The 16,107-nt window shown below is 69.5% G+C and carries 11 protein-coding genes; 2 read left to right on the forward strand and 9 right to left on the reverse strand.

The features are described 5' to 3' along the window. Positions 1–73: 73 nt before the first annotated feature. Entirely contained in the window at positions 74–1,237 is a 1,164-nt protein-coding gene (locus tag VL15_RS05285; protein WP_048243728.1) for a M20 aminoacylase family protein, read from the reverse strand. 331 nt (positions 1,238–1,568) lie between these two features. On the opposite strand from VL15_RS05285, the gene VL15_RS05290 reads away from it, so the two are divergent. Both VL15_RS05290 and VL15_RS05295 read left to right on the forward strand, forming a co-directional pair. Then, positions 1,569–2,642: a type IV toxin-antitoxin system AbiEi family antitoxin gene (locus tag VL15_RS05290; RefSeq protein ID WP_048243730.1), complete on the forward strand. Its 1,074-nt coding sequence runs from the start codon at positions 1,569–1,571 to the stop codon at positions 2,640–2,642. Next, positions 2,611–3,516, forward strand: a complete 906-nt coding sequence (locus tag VL15_RS05295; protein WP_048243732.1) for a nucleotidyl transferase AbiEii/AbiGii toxin family protein — start codon at positions 2,611–2,613, stop codon at positions 3,514–3,516. Before VL15_RS05290 ends, VL15_RS05295 begins: the two co-directional genes overlap by 32 nt. 48 nt (positions 3,517–3,564) lie before the next feature. Here VL15_RS05295 and VL15_RS05300 read toward each other — a convergent pair whose 3' ends face one another. The 8 genes from VL15_RS05300 to VL15_RS05335 all read right to left on the reverse strand — a co-directional run bounded on the left by VL15_RS05300 (position 3,565) and on the right by VL15_RS05335 (position 16,101). Next, positions 3,565–3,981: a PIN domain-containing protein gene (locus VL15_RS05300; RefSeq protein ID WP_027787436.1), complete on the reverse strand. Its 417-nt coding sequence runs from the start codon at positions 3,979–3,981 to the stop codon at positions 3,565–3,567. After that, complete coding sequence (gene vapB, locus VL15_RS05305) at positions 3,978–4,241, reverse strand: type II toxin-antitoxin system VapB family antitoxin (RefSeq protein ID WP_048243734.1); 264 nt, start codon at positions 4,239–4,241, stop codon at positions 3,978–3,980. The genes VL15_RS05300 and vapB overlap by 4 nt, the downstream gene beginning before the upstream one ends. Before the next feature lie 240 nt (positions 4,242–4,481). Further along, the gene (locus VL15_RS05310; protein WP_048243737.1) at positions 4,482–5,498 is read right to left on the reverse strand and encodes a GNAT family N-acetyltransferase; all 1,017 of its coding nucleotides are present in this window, start codon (positions 5,496–5,498) and stop codon (positions 4,482–4,484) included. Next, a complete protein-coding gene (locus tag VL15_RS05315; protein ID WP_048243739.1) occupies positions 5,498–6,337 on the reverse strand; it encodes a formyltransferase family protein in 840 nt (279 codons plus the stop codon). Before VL15_RS05315 ends, VL15_RS05310 begins: the two co-directional genes overlap by 1 nt. An 88-nt stretch (positions 6,338–6,425) precedes the next feature. Beyond that, complete coding sequence (locus VL15_RS05320; RefSeq protein ID WP_048243741.1) at positions 6,426–8,699, reverse strand: TonB-dependent siderophore receptor; 2,274 nt, start codon at positions 8,697–8,699, stop codon at positions 6,426–6,428. Positions 8,700–8,721: 22 nt separating this feature from the next. Then, positions 8,722–10,086 (reverse strand): lysine N(6)-hydroxylase/L-ornithine N(5)-oxygenase family protein, encoded by a 1,365-nt coding sequence (locus tag VL15_RS05325; RefSeq protein WP_048243743.1) that lies wholly within the window; start codon positions 10,084–10,086, stop codon positions 8,722–8,724. A 32-nt stretch (positions 10,087–10,118) separates the two neighbouring features. Next, the gene (locus VL15_RS05330; protein WP_048243745.1) at positions 10,119–11,132 is read right to left on the reverse strand and encodes a GNAT family N-acetyltransferase; all 1,014 of its coding nucleotides are present in this window, start codon (positions 11,130–11,132) and stop codon (positions 10,119–10,121) included. Continuing rightward, the gene (locus tag VL15_RS05335; RefSeq protein ID WP_048243747.1) at positions 11,122–16,101 is read right to left on the reverse strand and encodes a non-ribosomal peptide synthetase; all 4,980 of its coding nucleotides are present in this window, start codon (positions 16,099–16,101) and stop codon (positions 11,122–11,124) included. The genes VL15_RS05330 and VL15_RS05335 overlap by 11 nt, the downstream gene beginning before the upstream one ends. Positions 16,102–16,107 lie beyond the last annotated feature (6 nt).

Genomic DNA, 16,107 nt, shown 5'->3' on the forward strand with positions numbered 1-16,107 from the left:
TCCGCGCGCGTCCGATTTCGTGGGCGCGCACGCACACACCGGGCGGCGGTCGCCATGCCGCCGCGCCTCTGCGTCAAACCAGAAACGCCTCGGCCAGCTTGACCCAGTAAGAAGCGCCGGTCGGCAGCGCGGCATCGTTGAAGTCGTAGCCCGGGTTGTGAACCATGCAGCCGCCCTCCCCGTCGCCATTGCCGATGATCAGATAGCTGCCCGGCCGTTTCTCGAGCAGGAACGCGAAATCCTCGCTGCCGGTCAGCGGCACCATCCCGTCGATCAGGTTCGCGTCGCCCACCCACTCGCGTGCGACGCCGCGCGCAAACGCGGTCATCTCCTCATCGTTGACGAGCACCGGGTAGCGGCGCTGATAGTCGATCGTCGCGGTGGCGCCGAACACGGCCGCCTGCGCATGCACGACTTCCTTGATGCGTGTCTCGAGCAGGTCCCGCACCTCGGGCTTCAGCGCGCGCACGGACAGGCGCATCTGCGCGCGATCGGGAATCACGTTCGGCGCCTCGCCCGCGTGGATCGCGCCGACCGTGACGATCGCCATGTCGAGCGGCGACACGTTGCGCGACACGATCGTCTGCAACGCCAGCACGATCTGCGCGCACACGACGACGGGATCGATCGCCTTGTGCGGCACCGCGCCGTGGCCGCCGCGGCCCTGCACATCGATGGTCACGGTATCCGACGACGCCATGAACGGCCCCGACAGGAAGCCGAATTTTCCGGTCGGGAAGCCCGGCATGTTGTGCATCGCGAAGATCGCATCGCACGGGAACAGCTCGAACAGCCCGTCGTCGAGCATCTTCTTCGCACCGCCGAGCCCTTCCTCGGCCGGCTGGAAAATCAGGTTCAGCGTGCCCGAGAAGCGGCGCTCGCGGGCGAGATGCTTCGCGGCCGCGAGCAGCATCGCCGTGTGGCCGTCGTGACCGCACGCATGCATCTTGCCGGCGATCGTGCTCTGGTACGGCAGGCCCGTCGACTCGTGGATCGGCAGCGCGTCCATGTCGGCGCGCAGGCCGAGGCGCTGCGTGCCGTCGCCTGCCTTCAGCTGCGCGACGACGCCCGTGCCGCCTAACCCGCGATGCACCGTGTAGCCCCACGACTGCAGTTGCTCCGCGACGAGGTCGCTCGTCGCGAATTCCTCGAAGCCCAGTTCGGGATGGGCATGGATGCGGTGCCGGATCTCGATCATTTCGTCGGCAAGGCCTGCGGGAATCACGCTGTGCGTCATGGGGTCGTCTCCTGTGTCCGGTGGGGAATACGCAGCCAAGGATAGTCGGTTAGACGGCAACCGGGCAGACGGAAAGTCGTCACGGTAGCAACTGACAGTTGCCGTTTCGAGGCGTGACACGCGGTAAGCACAGTCCGGCCATCCGGACGACTGCCGCTCGCTACGCGGGCATGTGAAACTTCGATTTTCCGCGTATAAGGATCCGGCGATGGCCACTGAGATATCGAGAATATCGCCTGTTCATCAAAGACTTGCGAAGGGTTGTTCATTTTTTGACGTTTGTACATTTTTTGTGTACGCTGACAAAAAAGTGAACAGACGACCCGCTCCGATGCCCAAGAACGCCACCCTCCCGATGTCGGAACAGCACGTGCTCGACGAAGCGTGCGCCGCATTCGAACGCGCGACGCGGCGCTTCAAGGCGCGGCCCGTGCGCGTGCCGGCCGCGTACAACGCGCGTGCCGACGCGATGATCCGCTTCGACGTCGCCGGGCAGGCATTCGAGATGCCGGTCGCCGTGAGCCTGCGTGTCGAATCGCTGCCGGGCGCGCTCGCGGAATTGCGCCGCCGCGGCGGCGCTGCCCCGATGCCTGGCGAGCGGCCGCTGATGCTGGTCGCGCCGTATCTTTCGGCCGAGCAGGCTGCCGGCCTGACCGACCAGGGCATTCCGTTTCTCGACACCGCCGGCAACGCATGCCTGATTCAGCCGGAGGCAACCGTGATGATCGCGGGCCGGCCGAAACCCGCACGCGCGCCACGGCGGCAGGCATCGCGCGCGACGACGCCGAAGGGACTGGCCGTGATGTTCGCGCTCGCGACGCAGCCGGGACTCATCGCGCAGCCGTATCGGGGGATCGCCGCCGCGTCGGGCGTCGCGCTCGGCACGGTCAATCTCGCGATGGACGATCTGATCGCGCGCGGCCTCGTCGGGCAGCGTCGCAACGGCGAGCGCCTGATTCCCGACTGGCCGCGCTTCGTGCAGGAGTGGGTCGCGCTGTACCCGAGCCGCTTGCGCGCGAAACTGCCGAGCCGCCGGTTTACCGGCCTCGCGCCCGACTGGTGGCGCGGTTTCGATTTCGCGGCATTCGATGCGCGGCTTGGCGGCGAGCCGGCGGCCGACCTGCTGACGCACGATCTGAAGCCGGCCGCGATTACCGTCTATACGCACGGCGCGGTGCCCAACCGCCTGCTGCTCAAGGCTCGCCTGCGCCCGGACGAACACGGCGACGTCGAATTCCTCGAAGCGTTCTGGCCGCACTCGCCTGCGCTCGACTGGCACGAGCAGGATGTGCCGCTCGTGCCGCCGCTCCTGATCTACGCGGATCTCGTCTCGTCCGGGGACAGCCGCAACCTTGCCGCCGCCGAACGGATCCATGACCGATACCTCGCCCACCCGCCCGCTTGAAGTCGATCCACGCCGGCCGCTCGAGCCGGTGGCGGTCGCGCTGCTGCAAGCGGTCGGCACGGCCTGCGCGCGCCTCGACGCGGCTTTCGTCGTCGCTGGCGCAACCGCGCGCGACATCCTGATGTGGCACGTGCACGGCATCCGGCCGGTGCGCGCGACACGGGACGTCGACATCGCGGTGTGCGCGGTGAGCTGGCCATTCCACGCGCATCTCGTCGATGAACTCGTCGCGACCGGGCAATTCACGCGCGCACCGAAACAGCAGCAGAAACTGCTGTTCGAGAGCGGAACGCACGGTTTTCGCACCGAGCTCGATCTCGTGCCGTTCGGGCCGCTCGAAACGCCGCCGGGCGAGATCGTGTGGCCGCCGGGCGGCGAATTCGTGCTGAACGTGCTCGGGTTCCAGGAAGCGGTCGACACCGCACAGCCGGTGTCGATCGACGCGCGCACCGTGGTGCCGGTGGCCAGCCTGCCGGCGCTCGCGCTGCTGAAGCTGCTCGCATGGAAGGACCGGCGCGCGCGCCAGAACAGCGACGCGTACGACCTGCTGTTCCTGCTGCGGAATTTTCACGACGCCGGCAATCGCGAACGTATCTGGGATGCCGCGCCGGACCTGCTCGAGATGCACGCGTTCCAGCCGGGTCTTGCCGCCGCCGCGCTGCTCGCACGCGATGCGACACGGATCGCGTTGCCGCAAACGCGCGACGCCATCCGCGCGTTGCTGTCCGACGAAGCGACTTACACGGCACTCGGCCAGGATCTGCTGGCACGCGCATTCGCACAGTTGCCGGGCGAATTCAGCGATGACGCCGACCGGTACCTCGACGCGTTCCGCCACGCCTTTCTCGTTGATCCGCCGGCCCCGCCCGCGTGACGCGCCGCTGCAAAACAGCCACGCCACCAAGCTTTCGCCCCGCTGCGCTCAGGCCGCCCAGTCTTCGAGCGACAACCCGGCGACCCGGCCGAATTCGCGACCGTTGTTCGTGACGAGCACCGCGCCGGCCGCGATCGCATGTCCGGCGATCGACGCATCGTTCGCGCCGATCGGCGTGCCGCGCGCGGCGAGATCGGCACGAATCGCGGCCGTTGCATCGACGGCCGCCGTATCCCACGACAGCACGCCATCCAGCCGCGACACAAAGGCCGTCACGAGTTCCGCATGCTTCGGCGACGCTTTCCTGCCGACCGCGCCGAACCGCATTTCGGCATAGGTAATCGCCGATACGACGATCCGGTGCTGCGCATTGACGCACGACTGCAACCGCGACAGCACCACGGGTGGCCGCTCGCGCATGATGAACGAACAGATGTTCGTATCGAGCATATAGAGTGTCGTCACCGGCCGGACTCCGTCGACTCGGCGGCATCGCCGGACAGGTCGAAGCGACCGGACTCGATGACGGCCGGGCGTTCGGCGAGAAAGTCGGTGTCGGCCAGCGGTTCGTTCGCGAACGAGATCCACGTGGGGCGCACCGGCCGCAGCAGCAGCGTGTCGCCCTCGCGGCGGATCTCGAGTTCCGTCACGCCCTCGAACTCCATGTCCTTCGGGATGCGGATTGCCTGGTTACGGGCGTTCTTGAAAATGGAAACGGTGCGCATGAGCCACTCCACGGGAGTACGATGCGCCCATTCTAGGCATATGCCGGCATATGTCAATATTGAGGGGCGCGAATCGGGCGTCGCGTCCCATGCTGTAGCGGGTGTTTTTGCCATGTCGTCGTGCCTGTCGTCGATGAGGAGAGCGATCCATTCTTCACGACGCAGGCCGCGCGGTCCATATCCCGGACGGCCGATGCAGGCGCGACGCAGGGCCGCGCGCATCGTCGCCCGCCCGCCTCGTCACGGCAACCGGAAAGTGTCGAAGAATGTGTCGCGCTCGATCATGGTGAGCGCCGCACGCTTGTGCGGGAAATCGAATTCCTTCAGCGTGTGGAACCCGAGCCGGTGCATGTACGCAATGTGCCGCACGTGATCGACGCGCGGCTCGCCGACGAGCCGCTGCGTGCGCGGCTCGTCGACGAACATGTAGTGCAGCACCCCGCTCCACCACGCATGCAGCTTGCCGGCGCTCTGGAAACGCGAGTCGCCGATCAGCAGGTGCAGCCCGCGATCGTAGTCGTGCGCGTCGTAGAACGGCGCGAGGCGATCCTCCTTCGCCCAGTAGAACTCGAAATAGCCGAACGGCGTGTCGTCGAAATAGCCGATCATCGGATGCATGTGCGGATCGGCGAGCCGCTCGACGAGATACGCCGCATGCTCGTCGCGCGTGCCGCGCTGGTCCCAGAACTGCGCGACGCGATCGAGGTTCATCCAGCCGCTGAACAGGTCCGCGTGCGCGTCGATGTCGACGGTGCGCAGGCTGAACGTCATCCCGACCTGCGGCATATAGCGCGCATAGATCTCGCCCGCCGGCGACGGCGGCCGCACCGGATGCCGGTGGCCGTTCGTGATCGCGTAGCGCAGCGGCATCCCGCCCGACGCGGGTGCCGTCAGCCACGGCCGCGGGTTCTGCCAGAACGTCGTGCGCGACACGCTCAGGCGCAGCATGTCGCCGGCGACCTGCGCGCTGTCGATCACGCCCTCGCGCACCGCGCGTGCGACGTACGACGCGACGGCCGCCGCACCGGCGCCGCCGAGCGGCACCGAGATCGTTGCCGCATCGTGCCGCGTGTCGGTGTTGAACAACGCGACGAACGCCGCGAGCAGCCAGTCCGGCGAGTCGTCGGGATGCCATGCGTCGAGCGTGTGCTCGGCGACCTGCGTCGCCTGGCCGTGCGTGGCGCCGTCGAGCGCCGCAGCCACCTCACCTTCGACGGCGTCCGCGGCACCGGCCGGTTTCGTCAGCGTGTCTTCCATCACAGTGCTCCCGCATCGTGGCGGTCGGCGAGGACGTGAAGCCCCCGCTCGAGCGCCGGAAACAGACTGCGCTGGAAGTTGTTCCAGCGCAGTTCGAGAATCGTGTCGTCCGGCGCGATCGGCGTGTCGAGCACGTCGCTGATCACCTCGCCGGAATCGATGCCGTTGTCGACGTAGTGGAACGACGCACCCGTCATCGTCACCGGCTCGACGGACGACGTCGCGCCGCTCGCCCAGTCGACCCGTTCGCCGCGCGCGCCGTGCAGCGCGTCGAGCGTCGCCCACGCGCCGCGCCGCTGATACGGCGAATCGTCGGCCGTGATGCCCGGGTGGATGTTCGCGATGCGCCGGTGAAAGCGCGCGCCGGGCCGCACGAGTTCGTCGAGGATCACGAGCAGCCCGTCGAGCACGACGACGTCCGCGTCGAGTTCGAGCAGGCGCTCGAGCAGGCGGCGCTCGAACGCCTGTTTACCGGCCACGCGCTCGCGCGCGTCGCGCGGCAGGCGCCGGTACGTCGACGGAATCGAACAGAACAGTTCGTCGACCGGCCGGCCCTGCACCGTCAACCCTTCCGGCAGGATCCACGGGCGGCCCGGCGTGCGCGCGAACCCGTAATCGGCCACTTTCGCGCGATCGGCCGGCGAACCGTCGTCGTCGTCGACGATCACGCCCTTGAGCGTGTAGCGCTCGCCGAGCGGCGAGTCGTTCAGGCGCTCGACGAGGAATTCGAGCGGCGCCTTCATGTAGCGCGTGCCGCCCTGATAAGCGACCGGCTGGCCGGCGCGATCGGCCGCGCCGTTGCGCAGCGACTGGATGTAGACGAGATTTTTCTTCGGCATGGAGGCGTCGTGGAAAAAAGCGGACGAAGGCACCGCGGCCAGCCCGCGCCGGCCACAAGGGCCGGCCGGCAGGCTGCGGCGCGCAACGTCACCAGTTGTATTTCGCGGTTGCGATCACCGTGCGGTCGGTGCCGAACACGCAGACGTTCATCGACTGGCAACCGCTGATGTAATGGCGGTTGAACAGGTTCGTCCCGTTCACGGCGAAGCGCCAGTTACGCGTGTCGTAATGCACACCCGCGTCGAACAGCGTGACGCTCGATACCGTCAGCGAGTTGTCGGCCGCACCGGCCGACGCGCTCTGGTAGCGAATGCCGCCGCCGAGGCCGAAGCCGGCGAGCGGCCCCGTGTGCCACGTCCAGTCGGTCCACAGCGACGCCATCTGGCGCGGACGCGGGATGTCGACCGGCCAGTTGTTCAGCGACACGTCGTTGGCCTTCACGTTCTTCACGTCCTGGTACACGTACGACGCGATCAGCGACAGGTTCCGCGTGAGCTTGCCGGTCGCGCTCAGCTCGATCCCGCGCGAACGCACCTCGCCCGTCTGCACCGACTTCGTGCCGCCAGGGTCCTCACTCGGCAGCGCCGACGTGAGCACATTGGTCTGGTTGATCTGGTAGATCGCCGCGTTCAGCATCAGGTTCTTGCCGGGCGGCTGCCAGCGCAGGCCGGCCTCGATCTGCTTGCCGCGCGTCGGCTGCGGCAGCCCGCCGCCGAGCAGGTTCACGCCGATCAGCGGATTGAACGACGTCGCATAGCTGATGTACGGCGACAGCCCGTAGTCGCCCTGGTACGTCAGGCCGACGCGGCCGGTGAACGCCGTCACGTCCGCCTTCGTCGACGTGCCGCCCGCGCGGTCGTCCATCCGCATGTTGACCCAGTCCTCGCGGCCGCCGAGCGTCAGCGTCCAGCGGTTCCACTTGATCTGGTCCTGCGCGTACAGGCCGAACGTGTTCATCGCCGTGTACGTGTTGGTGCGGGACGTCGACGCCGGATCGAACACCGCCGTCGTGACCGGCAGGTAAACCGGGTTGTAGATGTTCAGCGGCGGCGCGGCGGCGAGCCATTCGCTGTCGGTCGCGGTCTGCCGGTTGTACTGGAAGCCGAGCAGCAGCGTGTGCTGGAGCGGGCCCGTCGCGAAACGGCCTTCCACGTTGTTGTCGATGTCGAAGCGGCTGTAGTTCATCTGGAACACGCCGGCCCAGCGCGACACGTCGGTCGTGCTGCCGTCGACGAAGCCGTTGCCGAACACCGAGCCGTTGTCGAGCGACAGGTGCATCAGGCGCACGTTCTGCCGGAACTTCCACGCCGGGGTCAGGTTCTGCTCGAACTGGTAACCGACCGACCACTGCTTCTTGCGGTAGTAGTTGAAGTTCCCGTCGCCTTCGTACACATCCTTGTTGATCTGCCCGTTCGGGTTCGGCAGCACCGTGCCCACCGCCGGCAGGAAGTTCGACGAGATATCGCCCCAGTCCTGCAGGTACGTCGCGGACAGCGTCAGCGACGTATCCGCGTTCGGGCGCCAGCGGAACGACGGCGCGAGCGCGACGCGCTGGTCGTTGTTCGGGCCGGTCAGCGCATTGCCGTCGCGCGCGACGCCGACGAACCGGTACGCGTACTTGCCGTCCGCGTCGAGCTTGTCGCCGACGTCGATCATGAACTGCTTGCGCGCATAGTTGCCGATCTGCACGCCGGCCTCACGCACGCGCTCGCCGTCGGCGAGCTTGGTCTGCACGTCGATGATCGCGCCGGGGTCGCCCGCGCCGTACAGCACCGAGGTCGGCCCGCGCAGCACGGTGATGCTGTCGATCATGTATGGATCGACGCGCCAGCTCGCGAGGTTGATCGTGTTCGGCACCTGCAGCCCGTTCACGTAGGCGGTCGGCGTGAAGCCGCGCAGTGCCGCATACCAGTCCGAACGGTTGTCCGAACCGTACGACGAGAAGCCCGGCACGTAGCGCAGCGCAGCGTTCACGTCGGTTGCGCCGGTCATCTCGATCTGCTGCGCGGTGACGACGTTGATCGTCTGCGGAATCTCGTTGATCGGCGTGTCGGTCTTCGTGCCGGCGCGGCTGCGCTTCGCGACGAGCCCGACCGTGCCGTCTCCTTCCGAGGCCGCGTTGACGTTGATCGCCGGCAGCGTGCCATTCGGCGAGCCGTTCTGCGCGCTGGTCGACGTACTGCCCGCCGCACCGTTCTGCGCACTGCTGGCCGACGCCGTGGCGCCTGCGTTCCCGGCCGGCGCCGTCTGGGCGTATGCCTGCCCCGCCGCCACACCGAACGCCACGCTTGCCGCGGCTGCGATCGCACGCAAACGCGTGCCTGTTGCCCACTCCATCTTTCTCTGCTCCACTTTTTTCATGCGGTCTCCGACCGCGCCTTTGTCAAAGAGCGAAAGCCATGCGGCCCGCGCTCGCCCCGTTTTCTTGTCTTGCCCGGGCCGCGCCTTCGTTTTGGGCGGGCGCGATCCCGTCTTCGAGCGACGCGCAGATTTCGTCCGCGCGGCGCGCCAGTACCGACAGCAGCGTGTCGGACAATCCGTGGCTGTCTTCGCAGCAGCCTTGCAGGTAGATGCGCGGCGCGAAATGCTCGGGCGTCGCGAGCAGGTAGTCGCGCGTGACGTCGCCGCGCGTGAGCGCATCGCCCAGGTGCGGCGCGAGCCCTTCGAGCAGTGCCGAATGCGTGTCGCGGCGGTAGCCCGTCGCGAGCACGAGCGCGTCGAAGCGTTCGACGCGCGTGGCGCCGCTCATCCGGTCGCGCAGCGTCAGTTCGATGCGGCCGTCGGCACTGCGCACCGCGGCCTCGATCGCGCTGTTCGCGAGCAGTGCATGACGCGGCGTGCCGTCGATGCGCTGCAGGTACAGCATTTCGTAGATCTGTTCGATCAGCGGCCGGTCGACCACCGCGTAGTTGGTGTCGCGATAGCGATCGAGCAGCGCGCGGCGCGCGTCATGCGGCTGTGAATAAACGACGTCGGTGAACTCGGGACTGAAGATCTCGTTGACGAACGGACTGTCGTCGGCCGGCTTCAACGCGCCGGCGCGCATCACGAGGCTCGCGTCGACGTGCGGGAAGCGGCGCGCGAGATCGATGAACACCTCGGCCGCGCTCTGCCCCGCGCCGATCACCGCGACGCGGCGGCGTTCGCCGTCCGGCGACGCGACGAGCCGGTCGATGTCGGTGAGATAGGACGACGAATGGATCACGCGGTCGCGGCCGAGCGCGGCAAACGCGTCCGGAACCGCGGGCGTGCCGCCGACGCCGACCGACAACGCGCGCGTGACGCGCTGGCGTTCGTGGCCGGCGGCGTCACGCGACAGCACCCGCAGCGCGTCGATCCGCGCGCCGTCGCCGTGCACGGGTTCGATCGCGAGGACGGTCTCGCTGTAATGGACGCGATCGTCGAACGCGTCGGCGACCCAGCTCAGGTAGTCGTGGAATTCGACGCGAGTCGGATAGAAGTTCTTCAGGTTGACGAATTCGTTCAGCCGGCCGCGTTCGAACAGGTAGTTGATGAACGTGTAGCGGCTTTTCGGATCGCGCATCGTGACGAGATCCTTCAGAAACGAGATCTGCATCCGGCAGTCGTCGAGCAGCATCCCGCGATGCCAGCCGAATTCCGGCTGGCGCTCGACGAAGCAATGGGCGAACGTGCGCGCGCCGCTGCGCTCCGCGAGGCGCACGGCCAGCGCCAGATTCGACGGCCCGAAGCCAACGCCGATCAGGTCGAATACGGTTTCTCTCTGCATGTTTCAGCTCCCTTGTCGGTGAATCCGGCCCGTCAGACGTGACGGCCGGAGAAGAACGTCTCGCGCAGCGTGCGCATCCACAGCGGCTGCGCGTCGGCCAGCGCGAGACGGCGCTGCCGCGCGAAGCCATGCCGCGCGAGATGGTCGGCAACCCGCGCGTGGCCGGCCGGAACGGCACAGCCGACCGCTTCGGTACGCAGGTCGTCGAGAAACAGGTAATGAACGACGGACGGCAGCCAGCCCGCCACGCAATGCGGGCCGCGCCAGCGCGACTCGCCGACCAGCATCCGCAGCCCGCGGTCGTAGTCGCGCGCCGCGACGTGCGGTGCGAGCGCGTCCTCCTTCAGCCAGAACGCCTCGAAATACGCGAACGGTTCGCCGTTGAAACAACCGACGAGCGGCGTGACATGCGGATCGGTGTCGGCCGTGTCGGGCTGCGCGCCCGGCCAGCCGTCGCGCACGCGCGGCTCGGCGAACCAGCGCGCGACCCGCTCGGCATCCTCGGCCGGCTGCCAGCCGCGCAGCGTGAAGCGCACGCCGAGTGCCGGCAGGTCACGCGCGTAGACCTCGCCGCGCGACGCGGGCGGCCGGCGCGGGTGACGCCGGCCGCCGGTCAGCATCGGCAGCGTCGCGCACGGCAGATGTGGGCCGACGAGCCACAGATCGGCCTGCTGTGCCCAGCCGTCGCGCACGCAGCGGCCGCCGTCGGCGAGCACGCCGCTCGCGCGCAGCGCATCGAGCGCCACCGCCGGCCATGCGGCCGGATCGAGCCGGATCGTCGCGTGGTGCGCACCGTCCGAAAACGCCGCGGACAGCGCGGCCAGCAGCCCACGCCGCTGGTCGGCCGGCGCCGCGCGATGGTTGTACGCGACGAGGCGCAACGTGCCGTCGTCCGCGAGTTGCGCGCGCAGCAACTGCGCGCCGATGCCGTCGCCCTGCGCGACCCGGATCTCCGAGCCGTCGCGCGCGGCGAACAGGCCGTCCGCGAACGCGAGGCGGCACGTATCGGGCATCGTGAATCCGTCCGGACGCACTTCAGCCAGCATGGCGTTCCTCCTGTCCTGTTTCCGCTTGCGCATCGAGCCGCGCGCCGAGTGCCGCGAGCGTCGGCGACGCGAACACGTCGGCGACCGTCAGCGCATGACCGGCGCGGCCGGCCGCGTCGACGAAACGCACGACGTCGAACGACGTCGCGCCGGCTTCGAACAGGTCCGCGCCGGGCTCGGGCGCGGCCGTCGCGAACGTGTCCGACCACAGCGCCGCGAGCACGGCAGCCGCGTGCGGCGTGTGGGACGGCGTGTCGGCGAGTGCGCCGCCGCTTGCATGGGCGACGCCGGCCGCCTGCGCGACGGCACGCGTATCGGGCGCGCCGAGCGCCGCTTCCGACGCACCGGCGAAGCGCGCGACTTCGTCGTGATAGACATCGACGAGCGCATCGACGAAACCGCGGTCGAGCAGTTCGTCCGCATACGAGAACGCGGCGCTCACGCGGCCGTCCGGATGCTCGACGACGTCCAGCTCGAGCGTGAACACGACGCGATGGCGCACGTCGTCGAACACAGCGAGCGACAGGCCGGCCCAGTCGCGAGCGGCCGCGCCCGTCGGGCGCAGGTAGTTGAACATCACCTGGAACAGCGGATTGGCCTGTGCGGCACGCGGCGCGCGCAGCGCCGCGACGACGTCGGCGAACGGCACGTCCGCATGCGCATACGCGGCGAGCGCCGTATCGCGCACCTGTGCGAGCACGTCCGCGCGGCGCACGGCCGGGTCGATTCGCGTGCGCACGACGACCGAATTGATGAACAGGCCGAGCGCATCGCGTGCCGCATCGCCGGTCAGCTCGCGCGTCGACGCGAGTACGCCGACCGGCTGGTCGGCCGCGCCCGTCGCGCGGAACAGCGCGGTATTGAGCGCCGCGTGCAGCAACATCGGCAGCGTCGCGTGCGCCGCCGACGCGGCGTCGCGCGCGGCGCGGATCAGCGGCGCGTCGAATTCGAATGCGATGCGGGCCGCGCGCCATTGCGGTACGGCCGGCGCATCCGCACGCAGTGGCAGCACGCGCGACGGCAGATTGGCCAGCGCGTCGCGCCAGTACGCGACGCGGGCCGGATGGCACGGCGCGGGCAGCACGAGTTGCGCAACCGCTTCGGCCGGCACGGCGTCGCCCTGCACACGAGCGACATAGCAAGCGCGAACCGCATCGAGCCACAGCTCGATCGATTCGCCATCCGACACGATGTGATGGATCGTCACCGACAACACGTGGTCGTCCGTGCCGAGCCGCAGCACGCGGGCGCGCCACAGCAACGCATCGGCCGCGAGGTCGAATGGCGCGAGCGCATCCTCGTCGGTCAGCGCCGCCGCGCGGGCGAGCGCATCGGGCTGCGCCGACAGGTCGACCAGCGGCAGCGCAACCGTCGCCACCGCGTCGATCCGTTGGCCCGGCAACGCGCCGTCGCGAACGACGAGCCGCGCGCGCAGCGCCGGATGCACGGCCGCCGTCGCCGCGAACGCGGCGCGCAGCGCATCGACGTCGAGTGGGCCACGCACGCGCAGCGCGACCGGAATGTTGTACGCGGCGCTGTCCGGCTGCGCGCGCCACAGGAACCACAGGCCGAGCTGCGCGGGCGACAGCGGCCACACGCCGTGTGCGTCGGGTTTCGCGATCGCGACACCTGGCGCTGCCGCACCGGCATGCGCGGCGCGCGGCGCGTCGGCCACCTGCAGCGCGTACTGCGCGAGCACCGGCGCCTCGAACAGCGCGCGCACCGGCACGTCGCGACCGAGCCGTTCGGCCACGCGCGTCGCGACGCGCACGGCGGCGAGCGAATGGCCGCCGAGATCGAAGAAATGATCGCCGCGGCCGACCCGCTCGAGATTCAGCACGTCGCACCAGATCGCCGCGAGCGCGGCTTCGTCGCCGTCGTGCGGCGCTTCATACGTGCGTTCGACCCGTACGGGCGCCGGCAGCCGTGCGCGGTCGACCTTGCTGTTCGCGTTGCGCGGCAGCGCGTCGAGCACGATCAGTTGCGCGGGCACCATGTAGTCGGGCAGCGTGCGGCGCAGGTGCGCGTCGAGCGTCGCGGCTTCGACGGGTTGTGCGGCCGCCTGCGCGTCGGCGGTCAGCTCGACGTACGCAACGAGTTGCGCGAGCGCGCCCTGCCCGTGCACGACCGCGCACGCTTCGCGCACCGCATCGTGCGCGGCAAGCTGCGCCTCGATCTCGCCGAGCTCGATACGCAAGCCGCGCAGCTTCACCTGGTGATCGACGCGGCCGATGAAGTCGAACACACCGTCCGCGCGGCGTCGCACGAGGTCGCCCGTGCGATACAGCCGCGCGCCCGGCGCGCCGTACGGATCGGGCACGAAACGTTCGGCCGTCAGCGCCGGGCGATCGAGATAACCGCGCGCGACGCCGATCCCCTCGCCGCCCAGATACAGTTCGCCGATCACGCCCACCGGCAGCGGATGCAGCCGCTCGTCGAGCACGTGCGCGGTGCGTGCGCCGACCAGCGTGCCGATCGGCAGATACGCGGCGTCGCCGAGCTTCGCGAGATCGTCGCCGGGCCGGAACATCCACAGCGTCGGCGTGATGACCGTCTCGGTCGGCCCGTAACCGTTGACCACGCGCACGTTCGGCAGCGCGCGGCGCAGCATCGCGAACGCCTCGCGCGACGTCGCCTCGCCACCGACGGTCAGCGAACGCAGCGTCGGCGGCGCGCCGTGCGCGAGCGCCCATTCGGCGAGCTGCGCGGCGCAGCCCGGCGGCACGTAGGTCATCGTCACGCCGTCGCGGACCATCATCGCGCAGGTCTGCGCGGGCGGCCACAGCACGTCGGCCGTCACCGACACGGCGGCGCCCGACATGTATTGCGAAAACCAGCCTTCGTGCGCGCCGTCGAAGTTGACCGACTGGAACAGCAGGAACACGTCCTGCTCACCCGCGCCGTAGCGCTCGGCGATCGCCGCGCAATGCAGCGCGAACGACGCATGGTCGACGATCACGCCCTTCGGCTTGCCGGTCGAGCCCGACGTGTAAATCGCGTAGGCCGCATGGCCCGGCAGTACATCCGGCAGCGCGACGTGCGCGGCTTCGTCGAGGCAGTCGATTTCATCGGCGCGCCATACGCGCAGGTCCGGCAGCTCGGGCAACGACGCGGCGCTCGCGCCATCGGTCAGCACGTGTGCAATGTTGGCATCGCCGACGATCTGCGCAAGCCGTTCGCGCGGATGAGCCGGATCGAGCGGCACGAACGCGGCGCCCGACTTCAGCACGGCGATCAGCGCGACCAGCAGGTCGACCGAGCGCTGCAGCGCCACGCCGACGCGCATCTCCGGCCGCACGCCGGCCGCCACCAGATGGCGTGCCAGGCACGCCGCGCGTGCATCGACCTCGCCGCGCGTCAGCGCGCGATCGACATCGGCGACGCCGCGGGCATCGGGCCGCGCGTGTGCATGCGCGGCGATGCGCGCATGCACGGGCACGAACGGTTCGGTATCCGTCGCGCCCGCCGGCGCATTCCACGCAAACAGCTGTGCCCGCTCGTCGGCCGGCAGCCAGTCGAGATCGCCGACCGGCATGTCGGGGCGCGCGAGCGCATCGCCGAGCAGCGTGACGAAGCGCGCGGCCAGCCGCGCGATCGCGTCGGCGTCGAACAGGTCGAGCGCGTAGATGAACGCGGCGTCGAACGTCCCGTCGGGCGTCGCCTCGACCGACAGCGTCAGGTCGAACTTCGCGGACGGCGTGCCGGACGGCAGCAACGCGGCCGCGGCCGCGCCGAGCGCAGGCAGCGCGCGGCGTTCGCCATACGCGGCCATCACCTGGAACAGCGGATGGTGGCTCGCGCTGCGCGGCACGCCGAGCGCGTCGACCACCTGCTCGAACGGCACGTCCTGGTGCATCTGCGCGTCGACAAGCGCGCGCTGCGTGCGCGCGACCAGCGACGAGAAGTCGCCGTGCGCGGGCACGTCGACGTCGATCGCGAGCGTATTGACGAAGAAGCCGATCAGGCCGGCGACCTCCGCGCGTTCGCGGTTCGCGGCCGGCACGCCGACGCAGATCCGCGCATCGCCGGTCGCGCGCGCCAGCAGCGCATCGAGCGCGGCGAGCAGCACCGCGAACGGCGTCGCGCCCGATGCGGCCGCGAACGCGCGCAGTTGCGCGCCGACGCGTGCGTCGAGCGAAAACACCTGGCGTGCGCCGCGCGCACTGCGGCGCGCCGGCCGCGCGGTCGCGCCCGGCAGCGTCAGCACGCCGCGCTGCGGATCGAGCCGTTCGCGCCAGAACGCAAGCTGGCGATCGCGTTCGCCGGCATCGAGCCAGCGACGCTGCCACAGCGCGTAGTCGGCATACTGGATCGGCAGCGGCGCGAGCGGCACCGGCCGGTCGGACGCATACGCGCGATAGAACGCCGCGAGTTCTTCCAGCATCACGCCCGACGACCAGCCGTCCGACACGATGTGATGCACCGTCAGCGCGAGCCAGTGATGCGTCGCGTCGAAGCGCACCAGGTGCGCGCGCACGAGCGGCGCCGCGCCGAGATCGAACGGTTCGGCTTCGTCGGCCGTTGCGACGGCCTCCGCGCGCGCGTCACGCTGCGCGTCCGGCAGCGCTTCGAGATCGGTTTCGCGCCACGGGCAGCGCAGCGGCGCGTGGATCGTCTGCGCGACGCCGTCCGGCGCCTCGTCGAACGTGGTACGCAGCGCCTCGTGGCGTGCGATCAGCGCGTCGCACGCCAGACGCAGCGCATGCACGTCGAGCGGGCCCGTCAGCGCCAGGCGCTCGGTGATGTGATACGCGTCGGGCGCGTCGATCAACCGTGCATGCAGCCACAGCCGCGTCTGCGCGAACGATGCCGGCACGCGGTCGCTGCGCGGCGTGCGCGGCGGGATCGGCAGCACGCGAAAGTCGATGCCGGCCGCGCCGAGCTTGTCGATGAAGACCGCGCGCTGCGCGTCGGGCAGTTGCGCGAAACGCGTCGCGAGCGCCAGCCAGTCGGGTTGCACCTTCGTCATCCGTCG

The sequence above is a fragment of the Burkholderia cepacia genome (assembly GCF_001039005.1).
Taxonomy (GTDB): Bacteria; Pseudomonadota; Gammaproteobacteria; order Burkholderiales; family Burkholderiaceae; genus Burkholderia; species Burkholderia theae.